This is a genomic window from Paenibacillus sp. alder61 (assembly GCF_020179875.1).
GTDB lineage: Bacteria > Bacillota > Bacilli > Paenibacillales > Paenibacillaceae > Fontibacillus > Fontibacillus faecis.
The window spans coordinates 93,263-119,172 of sequence record NZ_JAIUDG010000011.1 but is presented as its reverse complement, the minus strand read 5'-3'; the positions used below and the strand labels follow the sequence as shown (position 1 = coordinate 119,172).

Sequence of the window (25,910 nt, the reverse complement as noted above, 5' to 3'; positions counted from 1 at the left end):
ATGAAAGATACGTCTTGTGCCTGTAAGGAGATGCAACGTCTTACCCGGCTTAGAAATCATCGGGTATGGCCCGTTAAGGAATGCGGAAAAAACGCGGGGGTGTTGTCCGAGCAGTTGAACAATTGGGGACGTGGTGAGGGACGGCCGGGGCTGGTAAATGAAGCGTCTTCCGTATCCTATGCCGGCATCAACTGGAGCATGGCCAAGGAGGCGGTGCTGTCTCCATTGCATAATTTGCTCGCTCCTCCCGGCCTTCCCTGTCTGACCTGCGGCAAAATGATCTCGGGCAGCGAAAAAGGCTATCCGGAGATTTGCTCCTCCTGCTACGCCTCCATCCCTTGGATCAGGAACTTGAAATGCGCGGCCTGCGGCCGCCCGGTAGGCTGTCCGGATTGTACCCGTGAAGGGGTCCCGGCGCGGAATTTTGTGCTGAACCGCAGCGCGGTCGCTTACAATGCCACGATGCGGGAATGGCTTGCCCAGTATAAGTTCAGAGGCAACGAGGCGCTGGGCCCTGTTCTCGCGCGCATGGCCGGATTTGCCGCGCAGCGGATGCTTCGGGAGTTAAGCGAAAAAAACGGCGGGACAAGCCGCTTCCGCTTCGACGCCGTTACCTTTGTGCCGGTCAGCGAGGACCGGCTGATGGAGCGCGGGTTTAATCAGGCGAGAACGCTGGCGTTAGAGGCGTCCGCCATCCTCGGTTCTCCGCTGCTCCCTCTGCTTGAGCGCATCCGTCACACCGAGAAGCAGAGCTTCAAAAGCCGCTGGCAGCGTCTGCGCGACCTGCAGGGCATCTTTTGCCCCGCGGACAACGCATGGGATTTGCTCCAACCGGCGCTTTACCGCTCTGTCGCCAAAACTTTTCCACGGTCCGTTTTTTCATGGCATGACGCTATGATCGCTGAAACCTCCGAAGCAAGGCCGGTCCGGCTGCTGTTGGTAGACGATGTCTATACTACCGGGAGTACGGTGGATACCTGTGCGGGGCTGCTCCGCGAATTATGTGAATACTGGGGGCGTACGGCGGAAGTGTATTGTCTTACTTGGGCGAGATCCTAGTGTCCCTTCAGATATCGTAGTAGGAGATAAATCGTATTTAACCCACTGAGAACAAGAGGCCTGGCGCACTTTCTGATTTTTCCAAATCCAAAAAGATGTAAATCTGCAGGTATTTTAGGCTGGTCCCGGGGGGATTCGGAAAAAAGATGCAAATCTGCAGGCATTTCTGGCGATTTTAGAGAAACGAACCGATTTCGTCGAAAATTCCTGCAGAATTGCAGGAATTTTGAAAATATTGTTCCAAACAGAAAAAAAACATGCACATATGCAGGAATTCAGGTTACCAAGGCTGACTAATGGAGCACGAGACCCGAGAAAATGGGAATATTTTTAAAACCCATGGACGAACTTCCCTAAATAAGGTAATCTAACAGCATAACGTAATATTGAAAGGACGAACGGTCGAATGGCTCTAAATGTAGAAAATTGTCCGCGCTGCGGAAGGCTGTTTGCCAAGAATTTTAAAGATATCTGTCCGGTTTGCATTAAGGACATCGAGAAGGAATACGAGAAGTGTCTTGAATACCTGCGCCAGGAGAAGACCGCGACGATTCAGGAGGTTTCCGACGCTACGGAAGTTTCGGTTCGGCAGATTACGAAATTTATTAAAGAAGGTCGGATTTCCATCGCCAATAATCCGAATATGATGTATCCCTGTGAAGTTTGCGGTGTGCTTATTCGTGAAGGCAATATGTGCGATGGGTGCCGGGGACGGCTTACCCGGGATTTGACGGCCGCTGCCCGGGAAGAAAGGAAAGCCGGTGAAGAGGGGAATAAAACCGGCGGAGCTTACGGCGTTATCGACAAATTCCGTGGTCCTTCGAGATAAAAACCCCGAAAGTTTGGCATAATATTCTTTATAATCCAACGGTTCGCTATTAAATATGATTCAATCCACGCCGATAAACTTAGTAAAGATTATCGGCTTTTTTATTTGGAAAGAAAGGTGGAGCCCTTATGAAAATCAATGAGACCGGACGGCTTGGTGCCATAAATAATTATCAACGGCAAGTGGATACGTATCGAAAAGACGCTGACAATAAGACCCGCCGCAAGGACGAGGTATCGATCTCCACGGAAGGAATGGAGATGCTCAAAGCTCAGGGCAACGTTCAGGACTCCGCTCGCGCGGAGCGGATCGCCGAACTGAAATCCCAGGTTTCCTCGGGAACCTATCATGTGGACGCCGGTAAGCTGGCGGAGAAGCTCGTTCCGTACTTCAAGTCTTTTACCGATAAATAATAGGGGGCGGCTATGGAAGTTCAAAAATTAATCGATGGTCTCACCCAAATGGATGAGCTCCATGTCAAGTTGCTGGAAATTATGGAGCAGAAGAAACAATCCATCCTGAACCGGAACTACGAAGAACTGGTGGGGACCCTGTCGAGGGAGTCGAAGTTGGTCAAAGTTATTGAAGAGAGCGAGAAGGAGCTTTTGGCCGCGGCGCAGGAATTTTTGCAATCCAAGGGCATTAAATCGCGGCTTGAACTGACGATTTCGGAAATTCTCCGACTGGTGTTCGACCCCGAAGAGAAGCGGGCACTGGATGAGGCAAGAGTGAGATTAGGGAAGCGCTTGGTGGAATTGAAGCACGCGAACGCTTTGAATCAGGATTTGATCACACAATCGCTGTCCTTCATCGATTTTTCTTTGAACCTGATGATCGGGGGAGAGGACGATGGAGCGACTTACTCCCCTCCTCAGGGCCAGGACAGAAAGCCTGCAACGAGAAGTATGTTTGACACGAGAGCATAATTATTACGAAACGTTAAAGGAGAACTGCAGATGACCTCCACTTTTCATGGCATCGAAACGAGCAAGCGCGCTCTGTTTGTAAATACCGTATCAATGCAAACGCTGGGGCATAATATCGCCAATGCCAACACTGAGGGATACACGCGGCAGCGGGTGAACCTGAGAGAGGCCAACCCGATCTGGGCGATGGGGATGACGAAGAGCCAGCAGCCCGGACAATTGGGAACCGGTGTCGAGTATACGAGCATTACGCGGATTCGGGACAGCTTCCTGGATACCCAATTTCGGCGCGAGAATCAGTTGCTGGGTTCCTGGGAAATCCAGAACGCCAGTATGACCGCCATCCAGAATATCTTGAACGAACCATCGGGCAGCGGGCTTAGCGCGGTGATGGACGATTTTTGGAATTCGTGGGAAACATTGAACCGGGATCCTTCCTTGCTCAGCGCGCGTGTGGCTGTAGCCGGTGCGGCCAGCAACATGGTGGACACGTTGAAACATATCAGCGAGGCTTTAACCAACCTGACGAATGACTTGAACAACAACATCGATAAGAAGGTAATGGAAGCCAACAATATCGTTGAAAATATCGCAAGATTGAATGTGCTGATCCGCGACAACGAGAGCTTCGGCGATAACGCCAACGACTATCGGGACCAGCGCGATTTGCTGCTGGATAAGCTGTCGACGATTGTAGATGTCCAGTATGTCGAGGACGAGAATGGTATGGTTAGTATCATCTCCGCCGGTGCGAATGTATTGGAAGGCGAGAACGTTACGCCTCTGACTGCGGCGAACGCCGCCACGGCTACCGCTGGGCAACTTCACGGATACACACGGTCCCTTCAAGAAACCGATCTGATCCGCAACCAGTTGAACGGTTTGGTGGGCACTATGGTAACGGGCGAAGTTAAGGTGACCTTGAGTAACGGTTATATTACTACGAATAATATGGTGGCCTTAAACGATGTGACGGTGGATGGATTGGGCGTCATCCCTGCGGGCCAATCTATTCCGGCCGGGTCAAAGATTACGTCTTCCATGGATGTCATGGTTAAAGGTTTTAATGGACTGCATCAATTGGGATATACCTTAACGGAACCGACGACCTCCGGCATTCCTTTCTTTACGTCCGCTAGCGGCAATTTTACAATCGACAGCATTCAAGTGAATCCGGAAATTCTGGCGGACACGAATAAAATTGCCGCATCCTCGCAGTATGAGACCGTGAACGGCGTAAACAAAGTTATTCGCGGGAACAGCGACGTGGCCAACGCATTGGCGAGTATGCGAGACGCGATCTTTACTTTCCCAGATGCGCTTACCTCCATGTCCCAGGGATCGACGGATGATTATTTCCGCGCGTTGACGGCCGATCTCGGGATTCGGGCCAGCAATACGGAACGGAACCATCAGAACGAACAAACGATGACCGACAATTTGCAAATGCAGCGTCAATCCGTGAGCGGGGTTTCCATGGATGAGGAACTGGCGGATATGATTCGTTTTCAGCAAGCGTATAATGCGGCCGCCCGGAATATGACCACCGTCGACGAAATGCTGGATCGGGTAATCAATCAGATGGGACGGGTAGGGTTATAAAATCAAAGTTAGCTGACTAGCTTTATGAAGGAGGTTCATCCATGCGCGTAACAGGCATGATGCAAAATATTCAGCTTTTGAAAAACTTACGCAACATTAATACGTCCATGACCACGGGGCAGCAGCAGTTGGCTACCGGTCAAAAAATCAGCAAACCGAGTGACGATCCGATCGGCACGGGATATCAAATGCGTTATGACACGGACCTTGCGCGGAGCGAGGAGTTTCTGACGAATGCCAAGACGGGTTCGGAAATCCTGAAAACGATGGATTCCTTGCTGCAGCAGGCTTCGGATGTTTTGAAACGTGCGCGTACGTTGACCATGCAAGCGGCTAACGGAACTTATGCTCTTGAACAGAGACAAACCATTGCCGCTGAAATTAAGCAATTGAAAGAACAGATGGTGACGATCGGTAACAGTACCTATAACGGAAGATACCTGTTTAATGGACAGAAAACGGATCAGGCGCCATACACAGCTGCTGGAGCAGCCGGCGAAAACACGGATCCGGGATTGTTTTACCTGAATGTGAGTCCTTCCGTAAAGGTGCCGGTTAGTATAACGGGTGAAGTTGTATTCGGAGCTGCCGGGACGGACAACGTATTTAAAGTGTTGGATGATCTTGCTACTGCTCTTGATACGGATAACCGTACTGGTATAAGTGCTGCATTAGAGAAGATTGACGCATCGGCGGACCGTTTATCGGTAAGCTGGGCGGAAATCGGGGCCCGGATGAATCGGTTTGAGCTGATGGAGAATCGGATTTCCGATGATCAAGTCAGTTTGAAAGAGCAGCGTGCGCATGTGGCCGATGTAGATGTTCCTACCGCGATTATTGATCTAAAGTCCAAGGAGACGGTACTGCAGGCCGCTCTTTCAACGGGAGCAAGAATTATGCAGACCTCGCTTGTTGACTTCCTGAGATAATTGGTGAGGCTGCAAAGCGAAGGAGGAAATATGCCAGGGATTCAACCTATGCTGTCAAGTGATTGGGGAGCTTATCGCCCAGCTGAATTAAATATTCGGATGAAATCGGCCGAAATGGAGACGGATTGGACAAGCGTATTTAACGATCTGGAATTAAAGCGACCGATGACATTAGGCAAAGAACTGGAACAACAAGCCCGTACCCAGGCGATTCAAAATGTAGCTATTAAGGCGCAAGAAGGTGACCGGATGATGAATATAGCCGCCGGGGAGAAAAATGTCTTCGGACGAATCGCTCATGACCGTTACATGCGCAACGGCCAAAAGGAAGTGACGGTTGAGGCCATTCCTCACCAGGGCGTTGTGATAGATTTTCGTATCTATCCACCCGAAATTTCGATTGATCCGAGAGGGGCCCTTCCAAAATGAAAAAATTGCATAGTGAGGCATATGGAATGCTTGAAGTTGAAGACAGCCAGATCTATCTGTTTGAATCGGGAATTCTGGGAATTCCCGATATCCGGCAGTATGCCCTGCTTCCGATGGAAGGCACTCCTTTTTTCGTTCTGCACGCGCTTGAAGAAGAAGTCAGCTTTATTTTGCTGCCATCGCACGAAGCTGTGGAGGATTATAGCTTCCGCATCACCGATGAGACCATCGGGTTCCTTGAACTGATATCACCGGAAGATGTCGGGGTTATGTTAATTGTGAACATCAATCAGGACGAGCTCTATGTTAACCTGATGGCTCCGATACTCCTCTCTCCGCATTCCCAGAAAGGATGTCAATATATTATCAAGGATCAGGAGCTTCCGGTCCGTCATCCGTTGGTACCGAAGGGGGAAGCCTAAATGTTGGTGCTGAGACGAAAAGTCGGCGAGACGGTGATGATCGGCAGTGATATTCAAGTGCAAATTTTGGGGATCGAAGGGGATCAGATTAAGCTGGGGTTTTTGGCTCCCAAGGATGTACAGATTTTAAGGCAAGAATTATACGAAGGTATCGTTGCCGAGAATTTGGCAGCTAAGGAGCACACAAATCAATTACAACAAGAGCAAATCCTGAACCTGCTGAAAAATTTTAAAATGTAAATTCATTTTTAAGGCAGGTGGGTTTGGATGAATATCAACATGAATCGCGTGGATGGTAATATTTCGGACACCGTAAGATCAGTGGAACTCGGAATCAAAAAAAACGCTCCGTCCCTGTCAGACAACAGTGCTAACATCAATGAGCTGAAAGCGCAAAAGTTTTTAAAAGAGCAGCAAGAAGAACTTGAAAAGCAAGCCAAAAAATTAAACGAATCGATTGCGTCGACCGGTAAAGAGCTAAAGTTTAAATACAGCGATGAAGCCGAAGAATTGTATGTGGAAATCATCGATTCGAGGACGAAGGAGGTCCTGACCAGTCTCCCTCCGGAGTTTTTAATTGAACTGTCTGTGAAAATGAAGGAAATGATAGGAATGTTTTTCGATAAGAAAATTTAAATCACAGAAAGGATGGTACTTATGCCAACAGTTACGTTTCCCGGCTTGGCCTCGGGATTTAACTCGAAAGAATACATTGATGCGGTTATGAAAGCGGAGAGAATTCCTTATAACAGGCTCGAAGAAAAGAAGGAAATCACGACAGCTTATAAGGGCGTTTTTGACAATCTGAGAACTAAGTTAACTAAGTTTAAGGATGCTGCGGCGGATTTGAAACTAGTCGGCAGTTTTTCGGTAAACAATGCCACGGTATCGGATGCTACAAAAATGACGGTAACTGCGGGTGAGTCAGCTTTGGCAGGCAGCTATGCCATTAATGTGACTGATCTAGCTAAACAAGGGGTCTATCAAAGTAAAGTAATGCAACAGAATGCTGATATTAGCGGCTTAGTTGGTCAGAAAATTCAATTGAAAGTGTCGGATTCGGAAATTGCGGAAATTGAATTGACAGGTGCTAATATTGACGAAGTACTTAATAATTTGGCTAAAAGCATCAATAATAACACCAAATCCGGAGTTTCTGCTTCGATTGTGCAAACTTCCTCTACTGAAAAACGGTTGGTCCTTACCTCTAAAGAAACCGGTGTTGCTCATGAAATCAACTTTATGGAGCCTATCACGAATTGGAGTACATTGACTCCTGAAGATAGAAAACAGGTTTTGCAGCCGACGGGGGATCATCCTGTTATTTTTATGTCTAGCTCCGTGAAATCGGCGCTAGGATTCGATGCGGCTGATGCACATATCCAAGCAGCCAGCGATGCGCAATTGAAAATTAACGGGGTTTCCGTAAGCAGTGCATCCAATTCGGTTAAGGATGCAATCCCGGGTGTAACGATGCAATTGACCGCTACGGGAGAGTCAACGGTCAAGGTCAGCCAAGACACGGATAAGATCGTAAGCAAAGTGCAAGCATTTGTGGATGCCTATAATGATATTATTAAGACAATAAAAGCAAACACACCTAAATCCAGTAAGAATAGTGACGGGTCCTTAACACTAACCTTACAAGGCGATTCAACTTTAAGAACACTCCGTAATGAGCTTGGTTCTTGGATGGACAGCATTGTAGGGGATGTCCAAGGTTTTAAACTGCTAAGCGATATTGGGCTGGAAGTGGATAAGGGCGTTAAAACTGCTGCGTTAATGACTGGTGAAATTAAGTTTGATACCGAATTGTTTAAGAGTAAGCTGGCCGAGAATCCGGAAGCCGTTCAAAAGATGTTCACGGCTAGTACAACTAAAGGGGATGCAGTTGATGGGATAGGTGCCATTTTCGAAAATAATCTCACCCCCTGGACCCGGAGTACCGACGGCTATATGGCGTCACGAATTACCGCGTACGAATCCGATATAAAATTTATGACAGAACAATTGGACAATATGGATCTGAGATTAAAAAAGAGACAAGCGACACTGGAAAGTAAATTTGTGAACTTGGAAAAAGTGATGTCAGGTTTAAATAATCAATTGACGTGGATTAAGGGTCAGGTAGCATCTCTGACTAAATCTTCATCATCCAATTAATGGGAGTTGGAGCTAGTGGCTTTTAACACAGCAGGTTACCAAGCGTATCAGAAGAATAAATACCAGACGGCTTCCCCTCATAGGTTAACATTAATGCTTTACAATGGGGCCATCCAATTTGCTGGTCAGGCCAAGGCAGCTATTCAGCAAAATAATATCGTGGATACAAATACTTATATCCAGAAGACCCAGGATATCATCTATGAGCTGATCTCTTCTCTTAACATGAAAGAGGGAGGGGAAATTGCACGAAATTTGCGTCAATTATACTTTTATATGATAAACAAGCTAATTGACGCGAATATAAAAAAACGTGTTGATTTTATTGAGGAAATTATAGGTCTGCTGAACGAGCTAAGAGAGGCTTGGGACCAGATTGGAAAAGGAGGCACACTTGGACAATCTTGAGTCGGTGACTTCACTGTTGGTGGAACGAAAAAGTCTGTATGGCAAGCTGCTGCAATGCTCCAGAGCACAGCTTGGCCTGTTTGACCGGTTAAGAAGTGAAGAGGAACTCCCTGCCGAGTTCCTGGAATTACAGGACCAGTGGGAGAGTACTTCGTCAGATATTAATGAGATACAGAAGAAACTGGATGAAATGGCACCGGAAATGGGTATTCAAGACTCGGAACTGGTAGAGATTATGCAAGAGTGCATCGAAAATATGAGTCTGCTACAACAAAAGTTGACAGCCTACAAGGAGAGTTTAGGGGGCGACTTTCAAAATATCAGGGATCAGCGAACCCTGATGAACGCTTATTATGGTGGAGCCCGCAAAACACCTGTTTCATTTTATTTTGATGAAAAAAATTAAAAAAACTCTTCTAAAGACCTAAATAATTAGTTTCTTCTGCCGATATAAATAATAGGCCACAAGGATGTAGCCAATACAAACCAATCATGGAGGATGATTACGATGGGAATGTTTATCAACACTAACGTTGGCGCAATTAACGCTAACCGCAACCTGAACTTCAACAACACTCAAATGAGTAAAACGATGGAAAAGCTGGCTTCCGGCTACCGCATCAACCGCGCTGCTGACGATGCTGCCGGTCTTGCAATTTCCGAAAAAATGATTTATCAAATCAATGGTTTGAACCAAGCTCAGCGTAATGCTCAAGACGGTATCTCCCTTTTGCAAACGGCTGAAGGTGACTTGACTGAAGTTCACTCCATGCTGCAACGTTTGAACACGCTGGCTAACCAATCTGCGAACGGTACTTATCAATCAGAAGACCGGAAGAATCTTGACGCGGAAGTTAAAGAATTGCTTAATGAAATCAACAGAATTACGGACAACTCCAATTTCAACGGTGTCAGCTTGCTGAAAAGCGGTAGCGCTAAAGTTTCTTTCCAAATCGGCGTAACTAAAGCTGAAACACTGGATGTAACTTTGTCTGCGAACGGTGCAAGCGCTCTGGGAATTAAGGACATTAAGCTTGATACACAAACTGGTGCGAAATCTGCATTGGCGCTTATCAAGTCTGCCATTTCCACAGTTTCGACTAACCGTGCCGCTCTTGGTGCTTACCAAAACCGTTTGGAACACACCATCAACAGCTTGGGTGTAACTTCCGAGAACCTTTCTGCTGCTAACTCTCGTATTAAGGATGCTGATATGGCTACAGAAATGACAGCATTCACGAAGAACCAAATCTTGGTTCAAGCTGGTACAGCAATGTTGGCTCAAGCTAACTCTGCACCACAAGCAGTGCTTAAATTGCTCGGATAATAAAGTGATTTGTAAAATAAAGGATCCCCTTCAACGGGGGTCCTTTTATTTTTTCTATACAGAAAAGTTTAAACTACGCCGATATAATTAGTATACTTAGAAGAAGGTGATTACATTGATTTTTTATGTTGATGGTAATAAAAAGGCGACTTTAAACCCTTCAATAGAAGAACTGGACAAATGGTGGAGGCAAGAAACCGCTGAGATTTACAGTGGAGATAGATTGATTCATTATGTGGAGGTGGACGGACAAAAACTTTATAGCAGCTATGAACAGTTCATTGTTAACAATATTAATATAATAGAGAAGATTGATATTAATACAATATCCCTTTTGGAAAGTATAGATGATACGGAAATCTCCCTCAATAATTATTTAGTTAATTTTATTCCGGCAGTAAATGAGATCTCGGATTCTTTTTATGGGGATGTAAACGAAGAAGTGTGGCAAAAGTTTTCAGAAGTTATTCAAGGCTTGGAATGGATCATGCAGGCATTGCAGTTTGAACGTACGCTATATTTAAGATTGGGAAGCAGCGTGCCTGATTATCTTTCGGTAGTAGAAATACTCGAAAAAGCTTTGGGTGAACTTGAGCAAAGTATGAATAATCAAGATTATGTCTCGGTAGGAGATATATTACAGTACGAGCTAGCCCAAAATCTCCAAAGGTTTCAATTGAGAACAGCAAAGAGGGAACAAACATGAATGTATTCGAAAACAACATTAAGTTCTTTAAGCAAAGCTACCCTGATTTGCTACCGTTATTAAATGAGGAAGAAGAACAAAGAATTGGTTATAAGTACACGAAGACTTTAAATGATGAAGTGAATCTGATCGTAAAACAGGAAGGGAAAGATATACACCTCCATAGTAAATACAATGCAACAGAAGAAGCAAGGAAATGGCTAGCTTCGAAAAGAGAATTAAAAGAGGCTAATTTTATTCTTCTATTTGGTATGGGGATGGGTTATTTCTTAGAGGCTGTTTTGGCATTGTCCCATATTAATAATATTGTTATTTATGAACCCGACAGACAAATTTTTCGTAAATTAATAGAATCCAGAGACATTACCAAGTTGTTTTCAAACAAAAAAATAAAGGCTATTGCTGTGGGGGCTGATGAGTTTATCAGGCTACAGCTTGCTTACCATATTTCAGAAAATGTGAGTGAGTCATTCTTAGTATTAGCCCCTCCCGTGTATCAAAAGTTATATGCAACCTTTTTGGAGGAACTAACCGGGCATATCAAAGAAGCCTTTGCTAATCAAATTACAAACTTTCATACGTTACAAAGCTTTCAAACCGCATGGTTGGAGAACGTGTTATTTAGTTTACCATATACTTTAGCTTATCCAACTGCTTCCTTTTTAAAAAACGCATTCGAAGATTGCAAAGTAATAATTGTTGGGTCCGGACCTTCGCTAAAAGAAGATATCCACTATTTGTCTGAACTAAGAGATAAGTGTTTTATTATAGCCGCAGGATCAAGTATACAAGCATTACAGCATTACGGAATTAAGCCTCATTTAGTCATATCAATAGACGGTGGGCTACCGAATTACAAAGTATTTGAAAATGTGGATACTACTCAAGTTCCACTACTTTTTATATCTCAGATTCATTATGGAATTTTAGATATTTATAGGACTAACATGATGTATGGTATGTTCAATAATAAATTAAGCTCTTATTTATATGAGGATAAAGATGTCCCTGTTTTCGTATCCACGATGTCAGTAACGGGAACTGCTATACAGGTTGCCAAGTACGTTGGTGCCAAAGAAATAATATTAATGGGGCAAGATTTATCATATCCTAAAAAAGAATTTTACAGTCCTGGGGTTAATCATATTTCACAAGAAACCAAAGATATAGTTTTACAGTCAGCCCAATTATGGGTGGACAATGTTGACGGAGATCAAAATCCCACAACAGAAAGTATGCTCTCCACCTTAAAAGATATAGAAATGTTGATTAAAGTAGTTAACTTGGATGAAGTTAACATCATCAACACTTCTAAGCATGGTGCAAAGATCGAAGGAACTTTGTGGGAGTCGATGGATAAACTTTATAAGGAACTACTTGAGCTTCCGTCAAAAAATTACGACAATATTTTTGAAGCGAATCAGTCTAACCCAAATTATCTAGTTGAAACTACTAAGATTATAAACAAGCTCAATCAGAGTCTTAAAGAAACCAATAAGATTAGTAAAAAAATAATTGAATTGAAAGAAGCAATAGATAAATTAAGCAGCAAAAGGGGGAATTCCAAGGATTTAAATCGGGCTCTACTGAAAGTAAACGATAGTTGGAAATGGATCACTAATAAAGAGGTATTTAAGACATTTTATTCTTTTTCCCTAGAACAATACATTAATATTTATCTAAGATACGTTCCGACAATTGTAGAAACACAGGATCCTTATAAAAAGTCGGCGTTGATTGTTAAGCATTTAGGGAGCCTTTTAACCAAGATTATCGAATTTACTCCACACTTGATTGTAATTTTGGAAAATGCTATAGCTCGTTTGGAAAAAAAACGCTTAAACAACTTGGGGGAACGAGATGACAGGATTTTTTAGTGGTAAAAAAATAATAATCGTTGGCGGCACAGGAACAATTGGCCAAAGCTTACTAAATAGTATTTTGGCTGATCACCCTCAGGTTGTTCGAGTTTTTAGTAGAGATGAATATAAGCAGTTTTTACTCCAGCAAGAGTATAAAGAGTTTACCAACATTCGATATCTTATCGGTGATGTTCGGGATTATAACCGACTGGAAAGAGCCATGCAGGACATAGACTTTGTATTTCATACTGCAGCCATGAAGCATGTGCCTGCTTGTGAATATAACCCGTTTGAAGCAGTCCAGACAAATATCATTGGCACTCAGAATGTAATTCAGGCCGCCCTGGCCTGCGAAGTTGAGAGAGTTGTCTTTACTAGTACCGATAAAGCAATTTCCCCTACTAACACTTACGGTGCTTCGAAGTTGATGGCGGAAAGGTTAATTACTGCCGCTCAATATCACGCAGGGTCCAAGAAAACCGTTTTTGCAGCTGTCCGATTCGGTAATGTAATGGGTTCGAGAGGCTCAGTAATTCCCTTATTCAAGCAGCAGATCAAAACGTCTCGTAAGATTACGGTAACCTGTAGAGATATGACCCGGTTTATGATGACACTGAGGCAAGCTACGGAACTTACCATGAAAGCAATGCAAATTGCACAAGGTGGAGAAACGTTTGTGTTAAAGATGCCGGTCGTAAAACTTATAGACTTGGCAGAAGTTATTATTCGGAATTATTCCACAACGTTAGGAATTGATCCGGATAGCATTAAAATTGAGGAAATAGGTTTTCGGCCTGGCGAGAAAATGTATGAAGAATTAATGACTGAGGAGGAATCTACTGGGGCTCTTGAAACCAGTGATATGTTTATTATAAGAAATTCTTTTCTCACACCTCAAAATTATTCAGGAGCAAGTCCAAGTACGAAAAAAAGTTACAGTTCCCATGGTTTACAACCTATTAGCGCTAATGAATTAAATGAGCTCCTGAGAGATCATAATCTACTAGACTGATATCAAACTGAGCGGCACAAAAGGGGTTACTTATGTTAAACGATAAAGTACTTAAAAATATATATGGTTTTTTTGAATTAAGTGATAAACCATCAGAAACGGAACTACAAGATTATTACAAAAATAAATACTATCAAGAATCGAAAAGCACTTATTCGAGGTCGTACAGTAATGAGGAAATTATATATTTCAATAACAAACTCGAACAAAAATATCATATTTTAATTGAGCAGGGGATATTGGACGCTACCAACAAGCGTTTTTTAGATATTGGGTGTGGAGAAGGTTGGGGGCTTAGCTTCTTTCAGAAGCGCGGCTGGAACGTAAAGGGATTAGATCATTCAGTCCATGGATGTAAAACTCATAATCCTGAAATGCTCAAATTCCTTGATGAGGGAGATCCTATTCAATCATTGAAGAGATTAGGGAGTGAAGGGCAAAGATATGACGTTTTGTGGCTGGATAATGTATTGGAGCATCTGATTGATCCCTTGGGCATGTTAGAATATTGTCTTGCATTATTATCCAATGAGGGACTCTTGGTTATAGAAGTGCCAAATGATTTTTCAGTGGTTCAAAAAGAACTGCTCTCGAATGGAAACGTAAAAGAACCATTTTGGATTGTAAGTCCTGACCACATATCTTACTTTAATAATGATGGATTAATTGAGTTATGCAAAACTGCAGGTCTAACTTGCGTTGATATGATCTCTGACTATGCTATAGACTTTGATTTATTTAATTCTTATTCAAATTACAAAATAAAACCAGAAGTTGGTAAGGAATCGCATAATGCTAGATTAAAGGTAGAGAATTTGCTTCATAATATCTCCATTGAAAAAACCAACAAACTCTATAGATTGTATGCAGAAATGGGAATTGGTAGGCAGATTACGGGCTTTTTCAAAAGAAGCGAGAAGGCGGTATAAAATGAGTAAAACAATAGGAAACGCAAAAAATGATGAAATTGAACGTAGAATCGAGGTTGCGAAAAGGCTAAGAAATTCAGATATACCAGACTCCGAGTTGCTTGATAATTTAGGTTTATACTTAAGAAGACCAAGCTTATCAAGAATATTATATATTCATGACCTATATAAGAAGATTATCAATGTCCATGGAGTTATTATGGAATTTGGAGTGCGTTGGGGTCAGAACTTGGCTTTGTATGAATCATTCAGAGGTATTTATGAACCTTATAATTATAATAGAAAAATTGTCGGTTTCGATACCTTTAGCGGCTTTATCGATGTTGGGCCAGAAGATGGAGGGTATGTAAAAGCGGGGGATTATTCCGTTTCTGATAACTATGAACTACAATTAGAGGAAATCTTGAATTTTCATGAGATGGAAAGTCCTTTGTCGCATATCAAGAAATATGAATTAATAAAAGGTGATGCTTCCGAGACAGTGAGTAAATATTTGAAGGAGCATCCCGAAACAATTATTTCACTTGCTTATTTTGATTTTGATTTGTATAAACCAACACGTGATTGTCTCGAGGCTATTATGGAGCACACTACTAAGGGAACGATCCTAGCATTTGATGAACTTAATTACTCAAAATTCCCGGGGGAAACCCAGGCTCTAAAAGAGGTTATTGGATTAAATACATTTGCTATTCAACGCAGTCCTCTTAATCCATTATGTTCATATATAGTAATAACTTAAAGGATGAATTTAATGAACATCACAGCCATTATTCAGGCCCGAATGGGCTCAACTAGATTACCTGGCAAGGTAATGAAAAGGTTAATTGATAAGTCGGTTTTAGGACATGTGATCACTCGATGTCAAGTTGTACCTTCAGTGAATCAGGTTGTTGTGGCTACAACCGTTTTAGACGAGGATGATGAAATTTGCCGGGAAGCTGAAAGATATGGGGCCTCTGTCTATCGTGGTAGCAAAGATCACGTGTTGAGCCGCTATTATGAAGCTGCCAAACTGGCGGGTGCGGATGTGGTAGTTCGTGTTACCTCGGATTGTCCATTATTAGATCCCAACATCTCTGATCAGGTAATTCGCCATTTCTTGCAACATAGTTATGATTACTCGAGTAGTGGTTTAAGTGGCACCTTTCCAAGAGGACTGGACACAGAGGTGTTTACTTTTGCTGCTTTGGAGAAGGCGTATCTAAATGCCCACAAAGAATATGAATTTGAGCACGTAACGCCGTACATCTACCAGCATCCGGAAATCTTCAACTACCACTCATATAGCAATCTGACGGATGAGTCCCGCTACCGAATAACTCTAGATACTCAAGAGGACTGGGAATTAATTCGTATTATATACGAGGAATTATATAAAGGAGCCCTTTTTTTCTGGCCGGATATAAGAGCGTTGCTGGAAGCTAGACCTGATCTAGTTCTTATTAATTCTGAAGTTGTTCAAAAAAAACTTGGTGAGTAACAAGATTGTCTGAAGGAAGTGAAGGTCCTATGAATGTTTTGATAACGAGTATTTCCAAGAAAATTCCGATGATTAAAGCCGTAAGAAAAGCACTTAACAAGATGGGGAAAGATAGCATATTATTCGGCATGGATACAGATGAAGAGTGCATTGGAAAGTACTTTGTTGATCGATTCTGGAATTGTCCTTCACTCAAAGAAATAACTCCGGAATCTTTCGTTGATTTTTGCAAAAAGCATCAAATCTCTTTCGTGTTACCAAGCAGGGATGGTGAGCTCACTTATTTCGCTAAGCATCAGAAGTACTTCCAAAAGTTTGGAATACATGTCATGATTTCCGATAGTGCGGCGATTGAGCGTTGTCTGGATAAATATCTATTTCACCTCACGCTGTCAGAAATGGGCTTTCCCTCTATCCCGACAGTGCTTCAACCAGAACCATGGATCAGGAAGTATGTTGTCAAAGAACGTTTTGGCTCTGGAGCAAGAAGCATGGGGATCAATCTCAATCAGCACTCGGCTAACCTGCATGCAAAAAAAATGGAGCAACCGATATATCAGCCATATATTGAAGGTACTGAGTATAGCGTTGACATGTATATGGATGCAAGAGGAAAGACCAAGGGAGTCGTTGTCCGAAAAAGGGTTCAAGTCAAGGGAGGGGAATCGCAAATTACTATTGCATGTGAAAATCCCCAACTAGAAAATATGAGTAGGGCAATCGCGGAAAAGCTGCAACTTCGAGGGCATGTGCTTTTGCAATTTATTGTAGACGCTCAAGAGCAGGTTCATGTCCTGGAATGCAATTGTAGATTTGGCGGTGCGTCTACACTTAGTATTGAAATGGGGCTTGATAGTTTCTATTGGTTTTTCTTAGAGATGCAGAATAAGCCAATAGATCATATTTCTTTTCAAAAATCAAACCACCCCAAAATGCTCATCCGTTACCCGGAGGATTATATAATATGAGTGTCAGAGTTTACGTTTTTGATCTGGATGATACATTGTATGAAGAGATTCAGTTTGTGCAGAGCGGGTTTCGAGCAGTTGCCGAATTTCTTTATAGTTCTTTTGCTATAGACCCAGAAAGGTCTTATAAAAAAATGCTTCAACTGCTCGAAAAAGAAGGACGCGGCGCGGTATTTAATGGAGTGTTGAAGGAGCATAATTTGTTGACCTCAAAAAACTTGAAAAAATGTATATCAGTATATAGAGGGCATACACCAGATATCAAGTTGTCTAATGAGGCGGAAATGGTATTGGACAGATTAAAAGGGAAACCGGTTTATATCGTAACTGATGGAAACAAGATCGTCCAGTATAACAAAATCAGAGCTCTTAAACTGGATCAAAGAGTGAAGAAGTGCTTTATCACTTATCGCTACGGTCGAATTCACTCGAAACCTTCTCCTTATTGTTTTCAAAAAATTGCCTTTGCAGAGAAAGCGGCATATGAAGAGATAGTCTATGTAGGTGATAACCCAAACAAAGACTTCGTTGGTATTAAGCCTCTTGGCATTAAAACTATTCAGATAAACCAAGGTGCTTTCTTTCGCTCCATTTTACCGGAAGAATTCCAAGCAGATTTTCAAGTGGATAATTTACTACAGATCTTTGAAGTCATGGAGAATTGGGAGAATAAAAATTGAAGACAATAGCTATGCGTACGGACGCCTCTTCGGAAATAGGTGTTGGTCATTTTATGCGTTGTATCAATCTTGCACGTATGCTGGAAGCTGGAGGTTTTCCAGTAAGGATGTTATTTATATGTAATGAGAATTTGCCAACAGATCTTACGAATCTATTATTAAATTATAAGTTTGAGTGGAGAGCTATTTTCAAAGACAATCACACAGGGATCGATTTGAACAATGATGTGGAGCAGACGATTGAAATCTTAAACCAAGAGGGAGTACAATGGATAATCGTTGATCATTATCAAATTGACGTGAAATGGGAACAGAGGGTTCGACCGCTTCTTGAAAAAATTATTGTTATTGATGACTTGGCGAATAGATTCCATGATTGTGACATCCTTTTAGACCAGAATTTGTATCCAAATTTTAATTCGAGGTATGATGCTCTAGTTCCCCTGCATTGTCAAAAGTTATTGGGTCCCGCCTTTTTGTTGCTTAAGCCTGAATACTATGCACAAATAAAGCAACCAAGAACTAGGGTGCGTAAAGTGATGGTCAATTTCGGAGGAAGTGATCCGACCCGCGAAATTGAAAAAGTCTTATCGGCAATTGAAAGTTTAGGGTCAAGGGGAGACAAACTTAAGTTTTACATTATTGCCGGGCCAGCTAACAAATATAAGGAAAATATCAAGTCTGTTTGTAATGGCCTCCCTAACGTCGAATATTTTGAAAAAGTAGAGATGGACCAGTTGCTTCAACAAGTTGATCTGGCAATAGGGGCTGGTGGGATTACGCTTTGGGAAAGATGCTGTATGGGAGTACCTTCAGGTGTTATCGCCATTGCCGATAATCAAATTGCCGCAGTGAAGGAAGCTGAACGTCTAGGGTTAATTTGGAACTTGGGGAAGTCGGCTGACGTAACATCGAATGACATTGAAGAATTTCTTATAGATAAAATAAGAAATCCAGAGATCATTGCTGAGAGAAGTCGGACATGTCTGGAATTTATGGACCCTCTAATCAAAAAAGGGGAGCATCCTCTACTCTCATTATTAAAGGAGGAATTCTAATGGAATTTCAAATTGGAAGCCGATGGGTTGGTAAAAATCACAAACCATTTATAATAGCAGAGATGTCAGGTAATCACAATCAGTCCCTGGAACGTGCACTGCAAATCGTTGATGCGGCTGCCGCCGCAGGTGTGGATGCTTTGAAACTGCAAACGTATACGGCCGATACAATGACTCTTGATATTCATGATGGGGACTTTTATATCGAAGATCCTAATAGTTTATGGAAAGGAAACTCCTTGTATCATCTTTATCAAGAAGCGTATACCCCATGGGAATGGCACAAGCCAATTTTTGAGCGTGCTGCTCAACATGGGATGTTGGCATTTAGTACACCATTTGATGAAACGGCAGTGGACTTCCTCGAGAGTCTTGACGTACCAGCGTATAAAATAGCCTCCTTCGAAAATACGGATATTCAGTTAATTCGTAAGGTAGCGGCCACAGGAAAACCGCTTATTATTTCTACTGGTATGGCCTCCATAGCGGAATTAGATGAAACTGTTCGTGAAGCGCGTTCTTCTGGATGTAGGAATTTAGTTCTGTTGAAATGTACAAGCACTTATCCGGCTGCCCCCGACAATACCAATATTCTTACACTTCCGCACATGGGAGATCTTTTTAAATGTTCAGTAGGGATATCCGATCATACAATGGGAGTTGGGGTTTCAGTAGCAGCAGTTGCTCTGGGGGCAACGGTTGTGGAAAAGCATTTTACACTACGTCGTGCTGATGGTGGGGTAGACTCTGCATTCTCCCTTGAGCCTGAGGAAATGGCTTCGCTTGTTGTTGAAACTGAGCGTGCTTGGTTATCGCTCGGAAATGTTTCTTATGGGGCAACAGAGAGAGAGAAAGAATCATTAAAGCACCGTCGATCACTTTATATCTCGCAAACTCTTAAGAAAGGGGACATTCTTACACGAGATAACGTGAAAGCCATTCGTCCCGGCCTTGGTTTGCCTACAAAATACTTGGATCAAATACTTGGAAGAGCAGTATCTTGCGATGTTAGCAAGGGGACACCGCTTACATGGGAGGTTATTTAGATTGACAAAAAATATCTTGCTTACAGGTGGCGCAGGCTTCATTGGCCGCTGGGTTGCTAAAAGTCTATTAGACGAGGGACATAATCTCTGGATCTTAGATGATCTCTCAAATGGGCGCGAATCTAATATTTCTAAACTGATGGAATACCCCAACTTCAAAGCGTTTGTCCGTGGAAGTATTTTAGACGAAAAACTGCTTGATGATTTGTTCACGGAAAATAAATTCTCAATCTGTTATCACCTCGGAGCATCTATTAACGTTCAAGACTCCATTGATGATCCGCGGACAACTTTCAATAATGATACGATCGGAACTTTCTATGTATTAGAGCAATGCCGTAAGCATAATACCAAGGTTGTATTTATGAGTACCTGTATGGTTTATGATCGTTGTAATGATGAAAGGGGGATTGATGAGAATCACCCTACCAAGCCAGCCTCTCCTTACGCAGGGGCGAAAATTGGGGCGGAGAACATGGTCCTTTCCTATTATTACGCATATGGTCTTCCTACAGTTGTTATTCGTCCATTTAACACCTACGGGCCATTCCAGAAAACGGGTGGTGAAGGTGGAGTAGTGGCCATCTTTATAAAGAATGACCTTGAAGGTAAAACTTTAAACATTTATGGTGAAGGCACTCAAACAAGAGACCTGTTGTATGTCGAAGATTGTGCCCGCTTTGTCGTCGCTGCCGGTTTTAATGACCGGGTAAATGGAGAAATTGTGAACGCCGGTCTAGGCCGGGATATCTCCGTGAACGACTTGGCTCTATTAATCGCAGGCGACTCCTCAAGGATCAGACATGTACCACATATCCATCCCCAGAGCGAAATTCAGAAACTCCTCTGTAATTCAGGGAAGGCAAAAGATTTACTTGGTTGGGAACCTCAGGTTTCGTTGGAAGAGGGGATAAAAAGAACAAGAGAATGGATCAGTGAAGGCGGGCTTGCTTGAGCCAGCCTTTCTCTTTAAAGGAGGGACTGAAATGGAAACGGGGAAAAGATCGAGCCTATTACCTTATGGCCAACAGTGGCTGGATGAAGATGATATTAACGCCGTAGTTGAGGTGCTTCGTGGAGATTTCATTACACAGGGGCCTGCTATTAAGGCATTTGAATCAAAGGTGGCAAAGTATGTAGGGGCTATGTATGCCGTAGCTTTTACCAATGGGACAGCGGCCCTTCACGGCGCGTGCTATGCAGCAGGCATAGGTCCCGGTGATGAAGTCATTACAAGTCCCATTACCTTTTTAGCTAGCAGTAACAGTGTTCTATATCAAGGGGGAACGCCGGTTTTTGCAGATATAGATATGCGTACTTATAACATTTCACCTGAGCAGATAGAAACTAAAATAACGGATAAAACCAAAGCAATTATTGCTGTTGATTTAACAGGTCAACCTGTAGAGGCTGATCGCATCTCCATGATCGCACGTGATCATAATTTAATCTTTATACAGGATGCAGCCCACTCTCTTGGTGCCAGTTATAACGGTCACAAGGTTGGGGGATTGGCAGACATGACCATGTTTAGTTTTCATCCTGTGAAACATGTAACTACTGGGGAGGGAGGGATGATTGTAACCAATAATATAGAGTTTTACCGGAAGCTTCTTCAATTCCGCAATCATGGGATGACAAGAGAACCTGATGAACTAACCCAAAATGACGGCCCATGGTATTATGAAATGCAGGCCCTAGGATATAATTATCGAATGACTGATATGCAGGCAGCCCTCGGCATCTCACAAATGGATAAGCTTGATTATTTTGTGGCTAGAAGAAGAGAAATAGCAGACATTTATAACGAAGAATTATCCAATATGGAGGGCCTGATTCTCCCATATCAGCTTGAGGGCACGCAATCCTCTTGGCATTTATATGTGACGAGGTGGGAAGCTAATTATTTTGATCGAAGCGAAGTGTTCCAAGCATTACGTAATGAAAATATAGGTGTCAATGTGCATTACATTCCCGTTTACAATCAACCGTATTATAAACAATTACCCTATTCCTTCGAGCCTTGCACTCACGCTGAAAATTACTACCGAACAGCTATTACAATTCCTTTGTTTCCCAAGATGACTGATGATGATGTTAGTAGTGTAATTGCAGCTGTGAAGAGTATTTACCGAAGATATAAAGGTAAGAAGTAGCGAGAATATAATCAAGCGAATTGATTACATGGGAAGACAGAGTGATCAGTAGAATTCTCTCTTGCAGGGGATAACTAAAAGCCCAATAAGCGGCCTAAATCTAAAGGATTAGGGCCGCTTAAACTTTTTACAAAGATAGGAAGAACTCAGGCGATTAATTATATATACGGTGCCTACGTCTGCTTGAAGCGCTAGATGCTTTATATCGACTTTTTAAAGTGGCCGTAAATTTGAGCCAGTATTTCTAGATCACTTCGATAATTGTCGTTAGTATTACTAATCTTAGTTTTATAGAAACTTTCACTTGAGCAAAACTCGTACACTTGTTCATATAATTGTTTATAGTCCGTACTTGTTCTTTTGTAGTATCCATTTATTGAAACCGTTGTTAGAAACAAAGTTTTTGCACAAAGTTGAAGGTACATTTCCCTATAAAGGCCGGGGTCCTTAGCGCAAATTTCTAGATCCCGAAAAATATGGGTAAACCCTTCGTGCTGCTCCAATCGACCTTTAATTGATGCATAATAGGGTATTACAACTTCGTCATCTATCTTTAACTTATCGAATTCACTCTTTTCAGCTTTTCCTTCGTTTACAAGAACAAGATCTGTACTCTCAACAAATCCATATTGGCACAACAATAACTCCCAATACATATGAGGATACCAGTAACAAACACTGTTATTTAGATTTTCTTTAATGTACTCGATTCCTCTATAATTTTTGAGAAGTTTATTATTTAGAATAATACCTGACATATAATTAGAAGATAACATAAAATTTATCAAGGCATCCCTTCCGGGATTCGCTACCAAATTTGATAAGTTGTATTGTGTGGTGGAGGAGGTCCTCATTACAGATATCGTATCATTTGAGATACATAATTTGTTCATAATGAAATGCAAATTATTCAGATTGATAAGATCCTCGTCACTTAACAATAATATAAACTTTCCACTTGCCAATTCGCAGACTTTGCAGCAGTTACTGGCGAATCCTTGATTCTCGTTAAAGGCAAAGTATTTTAATCTTGCGTCTTCAATTTCACTTATTTTATCATAGTATGCTTTTGTTTCATTTTGTGTCCCGTTATTAGATAAAATAATTTCTATTTCCTCATCGTATTGGGATTGCAGTAGATGAACTACATTTTCATACGCTCTTTTTCCTCTGTTGTAACTAGGAATACAAACGCTAAGCAAAACGCGGTTGCCCTTTCGATTATCCTTATGAATCCGGTTATCATGAATTTCATCCAAAATATATTGAGGCATTGAACTACTGTCAGATAAGTTGATTATATTTCTTGGGAGAAATAAATCAGAACTGGACATATATTGTCTGAAGCGATCAAGGGAATCAAATATCACAACATTAGAGATTATTGCACTATTTAATAATGCACCTTGTAAGCATGAGAGGGATTTTTCAATATCTTTTAGTACGACATAAGTTTTTTTACTTCTTTTTCTAGCGGAATTGTTATATGCCAATACAGTATTCCAATTCCAATCCCCTAGTAATAAATAGTCTGAAAAGGCATCCAAAGTCGGAAGAGATTGTACTTGCTTGTAGGTAAATAAAGTCACTTTATCTTGTAGAAGCTTCTGACTCTTATTATATAAATAGTATTCATTAGGGATACCATTGGGAAGGAGCCAGAATGGTAGATCATCGAAATGTATGATTTTTTCAATATCTATATAATTATTTTTATGTAAGAAATTAATATTGGCCTCATAAAGATTTCTAAATTCATTAAGGTTAGGCCTAACAAAAGCTTCTAAAATTACTTCTTCTATTTCATCTTTTGGGTGTCCGTATTCCTGGGCTTTCAATAGCATTTCAAAAAAAGAGTTGAATTGAGACCCACTGAACAGAAAATAAGCAAAAGAGATATAAACTTTAGCTTTATATTGACGATTAATATCTTTATATTCCTTACCTTCTATCTTTTCTAAAAGATTAACATACTCCGTGTATGCTTCATCAATCAATTGACTGTCTAACAGACTGTCTATTTTTTGTAGATCCTGATCGATTTGTATTGATAATTCTTTTTCTGTCATCTTCAATTCAGCACCTTTTTTAAGTAAATTATAGCATTAACTTTATCCAATTGAGAGATGTATAATTTTGTAATTTGACAATTCGTTAAAATTAAATTTATTATCTGATTTTGAATTATATGGAATATGCATCCTTCGGTAACTTTATAATGTCCCTTAAGTCCTGATTTAGATATACTGTATATAATGAGATAGGGTAAATTGAACTGCCAGTCAGCTGTTTTTTTATGACCAATTATCGGAACGGATTTCTAAAATTGCATAGGGTCAGAAGGAGTGCCGCAAAAGTGTTAAAACAACAGGGGAATATGGTCTTAGTTAAAAGTATTAATAGTCATGTAGTAATTACTAATGGACAGATGGCTTATGGCTATTTGTTACACAAGAAACAACCTGAAGATTTCTCCATCAATTATCACCTAGAAATTAATCATTCTGATTTTGCTACTCCGCTATATCTGGATATACGTGAAAAAGTTAGTTTGAACTCAGAAGACATTCAATTCTATTCAGAACTAGACAAGAAAGAGCTTGAGAAGATTTTAAGATTAGAGATTTTGTACAGTGTTGAAAATTACCATAACTTATTCCACTCAAATAAAAATAATAATGAGTCTACTACTATCGTCTATGGAGGCAGAGTCTACAATGCAGAAGAAATGAGAAGTCTTGTCGATTCCTCATTAGATTTTTGGCTTACAGCAGGAAGATACCATAAGCAGTTTGAAAAAGAATTTGCCGAGTATTTGGGAGTAAGATATGCTTTGTTAACAAATTCCGGATCCTCAGCTAATTTATTGGCTATTTCAGCCTTAACTTCCCCTAAATTAAAAGAGAAGCGCATCATGCCGGGGGATGAGGTTATTACTGTGGCGGCTGGCTTTCCCACCACAGTTGGTCCAATTGTTCAAAACAAAGCTATTCCAGTTTTTATTGATGTCGAGCTAGGAACATATAACATCATTGCGGAGCGTATCGAAGGAGCTATTACACCAAAGACAAAAGCGATTATGATTGCCCATACCATGGGTAACCCATTTGAACTGGATAAAGTCCTTGAAATTGCCAACAAATACGAGCTCTGGGTCGTTGAAGATAATTGTGACGCCTTAGGATCTACTTACAATGGAAAATTAACTGGCACCCACGGACATATTGGAACATCAAGTTTTTATCCTCCTCATCATATGACTATGGGGGAAGGGGGAGCTGTATATACCAATAATGCTCTGTTGAAAACTATAATTGAATCTTTCCGAGATTGGGGACGGGACTGTTGGTGCCCTTCGGGTTGTGACAATACGTGTGGTAAACGGTTTGGTTGGGAATTAGGGTCTCTGCCATACGGTTATGACCACAAGTACACCTATTCTCATATAGGATACAATTTGAGAGTTACAGATATGCAGGCTGCTATTGGAGTGGCACAGTTGAAGAAGGTCCCTGACTTTGTCCAAGCAAGAAAAAACAATTTCAATCGGTTATACCAGGGATTAAAAGATCTAGAGGATTACTTCATTTTACCTAGGGCAACTGCCAATGCGGATCCGAGTTGGTTTGGATTCATATTGACGGTTCGTGATGGGGCGAAGTTTACAAAGAACGAAATCGTTAATTTTCTTGAGGAAAACCGAATTCAGACACGTATGCTCTTTGCTGGAAATTTAATTCGTCAACCTGCATATCAAGGTGTTAACTATAGAGTGTATGGGGACTTAACGAATACGGATAAGATATTACATGATACATTCTTAGTGGGGGTTTATCCTGGTCTAACTAATGCCATGATTGATTATGTAATCGAAAAGATAAGAGAATTTGTTCTATCAAAAACTGCTAACTAGGAG

Annotated in this window: 28 protein-coding genes; 27 read left to right on the top strand and 1 reads right to left on the bottom strand. The window is 41.6% G+C overall.

Features of this window, described 5'->3' with window-relative positions; translation table 11 throughout:
• The 26 genes from LBW89_RS13310 to pseC all read left to right on the top strand — a co-directional run bounded on the left by LBW89_RS13310 (position 1) and on the right by pseC (position 21,994).
• Complete coding sequence (locus LBW89_RS13310; RefSeq protein ID WP_225039317.1) at positions 1-1,059, top strand: ComF family protein; 1,059 nt, start codon at positions 1-3, stop codon at positions 1,057-1,059.
• A 406-nt stretch (positions 1,060-1,465) separates the two neighbouring features.
• A complete protein-coding gene (locus LBW89_RS13305) occupies positions 1,466-1,888 on the top strand; it encodes a TIGR03826 family flagellar region protein (RefSeq protein WP_148452933.1) in 423 nt (140 codons plus the stop codon).
• 128 nt (positions 1,889-2,016) lie between these two features.
• A complete protein-coding gene (flgM, locus tag LBW89_RS13300; RefSeq protein WP_148452931.1) occupies positions 2,017-2,301 on the top strand; it encodes a flagellar biosynthesis anti-sigma factor FlgM in 285 nt (94 codons plus the stop codon).
• 12 nt (positions 2,302-2,313) lie between these two features.
• Positions 2,314-2,814, top strand: coding sequence for a flagellar protein FlgN (locus tag LBW89_RS13295; RefSeq protein ID WP_148452929.1), 501 nt, complete (start codon positions 2,314-2,316; stop codon positions 2,812-2,814).
• Between the two features lie 30 nt (positions 2,815-2,844).
• Complete coding sequence (flgK, locus tag LBW89_RS13290) at positions 2,845-4,416, top strand: flagellar hook-associated protein FlgK (RefSeq protein WP_148452927.1); 1,572 nt, start codon at positions 2,845-2,847, stop codon at positions 4,414-4,416.
• 41 nt (positions 4,417-4,457) lie between these two features.
• Positions 4,458-5,345, top strand: a complete 888-nt coding sequence (gene flgL / locus LBW89_RS13285; RefSeq protein WP_148452925.1) for a flagellar hook-associated protein FlgL — start codon at positions 4,458-4,460, stop codon at positions 5,343-5,345.
• Positions 5,346-5,375: 30 nt separating this feature from the next.
• Positions 5,376-5,774 carry a DUF6470 family protein gene (locus LBW89_RS13280; RefSeq protein ID WP_148452923.1) on the top strand — a complete coding sequence of 133 codons (399 nt, stop codon included), beginning with the start codon at positions 5,376-5,378 and terminating at the stop codon, positions 5,772-5,774.
• Between the two features lie 26 nt (positions 5,775-5,800).
• Positions 5,801-6,196 (top strand): flagellar assembly protein FliW, encoded by a 396-nt coding sequence (gene fliW / locus LBW89_RS13275; RefSeq protein WP_225039316.1) that lies wholly within the window; start codon positions 5,801-5,803, stop codon positions 6,194-6,196.
• On the top strand, positions 6,197-6,436 hold the full coding sequence (csrA, locus tag LBW89_RS13270; protein ID WP_148452919.1) for a carbon storage regulator CsrA: 240 nt from the start codon (positions 6,197-6,199) through the stop codon (positions 6,434-6,436).
• 27 nt (positions 6,437-6,463) lie between these two features.
• Positions 6,464-6,832, top strand: a complete 369-nt coding sequence (locus LBW89_RS13265) for a flagellar protein FlaG (protein WP_148452917.1) — start codon at positions 6,464-6,466, stop codon at positions 6,830-6,832.
• A 21-nt stretch (positions 6,833-6,853) separates the two neighbouring features.
• Positions 6,854-8,359 (top strand): flagellar filament capping protein FliD, encoded by a 1,506-nt coding sequence (gene fliD / locus LBW89_RS13260; RefSeq protein ID WP_170287092.1) that lies wholly within the window; start codon positions 6,854-6,856, stop codon positions 8,357-8,359.
• Between the two features lie 15 nt (positions 8,360-8,374).
• Positions 8,375-8,767 (top strand): flagellar export chaperone FliS, encoded by a 393-nt coding sequence (fliS, locus tag LBW89_RS13255; protein ID WP_148452913.1) that lies wholly within the window; start codon positions 8,375-8,377, stop codon positions 8,765-8,767.
• The gene (locus LBW89_RS13250) at positions 8,754-9,173 is read left to right on the top strand and encodes a hypothetical protein (RefSeq protein ID WP_148452911.1); all 420 of its coding nucleotides are present in this window, start codon (positions 8,754-8,756) and stop codon (positions 9,171-9,173) included. The genes fliS and LBW89_RS13250 overlap by 14 nt, the downstream gene beginning before the upstream one ends.
• Before the next feature lie 102 nt (positions 9,174-9,275).
• Positions 9,276-10,094, top strand: a complete 819-nt coding sequence (locus tag LBW89_RS13245) for a flagellin (RefSeq protein WP_148452909.1) — start codon at positions 9,276-9,278, stop codon at positions 10,092-10,094.
• Positions 10,095-10,209: 115 nt separating this feature from the next.
• On the top strand, positions 10,210-10,800 hold the full coding sequence (locus LBW89_RS13240) for a hypothetical protein (RefSeq protein ID WP_148452907.1): 591 nt from the start codon (positions 10,210-10,212) through the stop codon (positions 10,798-10,800).
• On the top strand, positions 10,797-12,677 hold the full coding sequence (locus LBW89_RS13235) for a motility associated factor glycosyltransferase family protein (protein ID WP_148452905.1): 1,881 nt from the start codon (positions 10,797-10,799) through the stop codon (positions 12,675-12,677). The genes LBW89_RS13240 and LBW89_RS13235 overlap by 4 nt, the downstream gene beginning before the upstream one ends.
• On the top strand, positions 12,661-13,674 hold the full coding sequence (locus LBW89_RS13230) for a UDP-N-acetylglucosamine 4,6-dehydratase family protein (protein ID WP_148452902.1): 1,014 nt from the start codon (positions 12,661-12,663) through the stop codon (positions 13,672-13,674). The genes LBW89_RS13235 and LBW89_RS13230 overlap by 17 nt, the downstream gene beginning before the upstream one ends.
• A gap of 32 nt (positions 13,675-13,706) precedes the next feature.
• Positions 13,707-14,603, top strand: a complete 897-nt coding sequence (locus tag LBW89_RS13225) for a class I SAM-dependent methyltransferase (RefSeq protein WP_148452900.1) — start codon at positions 13,707-13,709, stop codon at positions 14,601-14,603.
• A 1-nt stretch (position 14,604) separates the two neighbouring features.
• The gene (locus LBW89_RS13220) at positions 14,605-15,345 is read left to right on the top strand and encodes a crotonobetainyl-CoA--carnitine CoA-transferase (protein ID WP_148452898.1); all 741 of its coding nucleotides are present in this window, start codon (positions 14,605-14,607) and stop codon (positions 15,343-15,345) included.
• Positions 15,346-15,357: 12 nt separating this feature from the next.
• The gene (locus LBW89_RS13215) at positions 15,358-16,086 is read left to right on the top strand and encodes a cytidylyltransferase domain-containing protein (protein WP_148452896.1); all 729 of its coding nucleotides are present in this window, start codon (positions 15,358-15,360) and stop codon (positions 16,084-16,086) included.
• 29 nt (positions 16,087-16,115) lie between these two features.
• On the top strand, positions 16,116-17,054 hold the full coding sequence (locus tag LBW89_RS13210) for an ATP-grasp domain-containing protein (RefSeq protein ID WP_148452894.1): 939 nt from the start codon (positions 16,116-16,118) through the stop codon (positions 17,052-17,054).
• Positions 17,051-17,734: an HAD family hydrolase gene (locus tag LBW89_RS13205; RefSeq protein ID WP_148452892.1), complete on the top strand. Its 684-nt coding sequence runs from the start codon at positions 17,051-17,053 to the stop codon at positions 17,732-17,734. The genes LBW89_RS13210 and LBW89_RS13205 overlap by 4 nt, the downstream gene beginning before the upstream one ends.
• Entirely contained in the window at positions 17,731-18,792 is a 1,062-nt protein-coding gene (pseG, locus tag LBW89_RS13200) for a UDP-2,4-diacetamido-2,4,6-trideoxy-beta-L-altropyranose hydrolase (protein WP_148452890.1), read from the top strand. The genes LBW89_RS13205 and pseG overlap by 4 nt, the downstream gene beginning before the upstream one ends.
• Complete coding sequence (gene pseI, locus LBW89_RS13195; RefSeq protein WP_211373304.1) at positions 18,792-19,838, top strand: pseudaminic acid synthase; 1,047 nt, start codon at positions 18,792-18,794, stop codon at positions 19,836-19,838. The genes pseG and pseI overlap by 1 nt, the downstream gene beginning before the upstream one ends.
• A 1-nt stretch (position 19,839) precedes the next feature.
• Positions 19,840-20,793, top strand: coding sequence for a dTDP-glucose 4,6-dehydratase (locus tag LBW89_RS13190; protein WP_225039315.1), 954 nt, complete (start codon positions 19,840-19,842; stop codon positions 20,791-20,793).
• A gap of 31 nt (positions 20,794-20,824) precedes the next feature.
• Complete coding sequence (gene pseC, locus LBW89_RS13185; protein ID WP_225039314.1) at positions 20,825-21,994, top strand: UDP-4-amino-4,6-dideoxy-N-acetyl-beta-L-altrosamine transaminase; 1,170 nt, start codon at positions 20,825-20,827, stop codon at positions 21,992-21,994.
• Positions 21,995-22,194: 200 nt separating this feature from the next.
• Here the strand turns inward: pseC and LBW89_RS13180 are convergent, their stop codons facing one another.
• Positions 22,195-24,063, bottom strand: a complete 1,869-nt coding sequence (locus LBW89_RS13180) for a glycosyltransferase (RefSeq protein WP_148452886.1) — start codon at positions 24,061-24,063, stop codon at positions 22,195-22,197.
• A gap of 287 nt (positions 24,064-24,350) precedes the next feature.
• Here LBW89_RS13180 and rfbH point away from each other — a divergent pair, with 287 nt between their 5' ends.
• Positions 24,351-25,907, top strand: a complete 1,557-nt coding sequence (rfbH, locus tag LBW89_RS13175; protein WP_225039313.1) for a lipopolysaccharide biosynthesis protein RfbH — start codon at positions 24,351-24,353, stop codon at positions 25,905-25,907.
• The last annotated feature ends 3 nt before the right edge of the window (positions 25,908-25,910 follow it).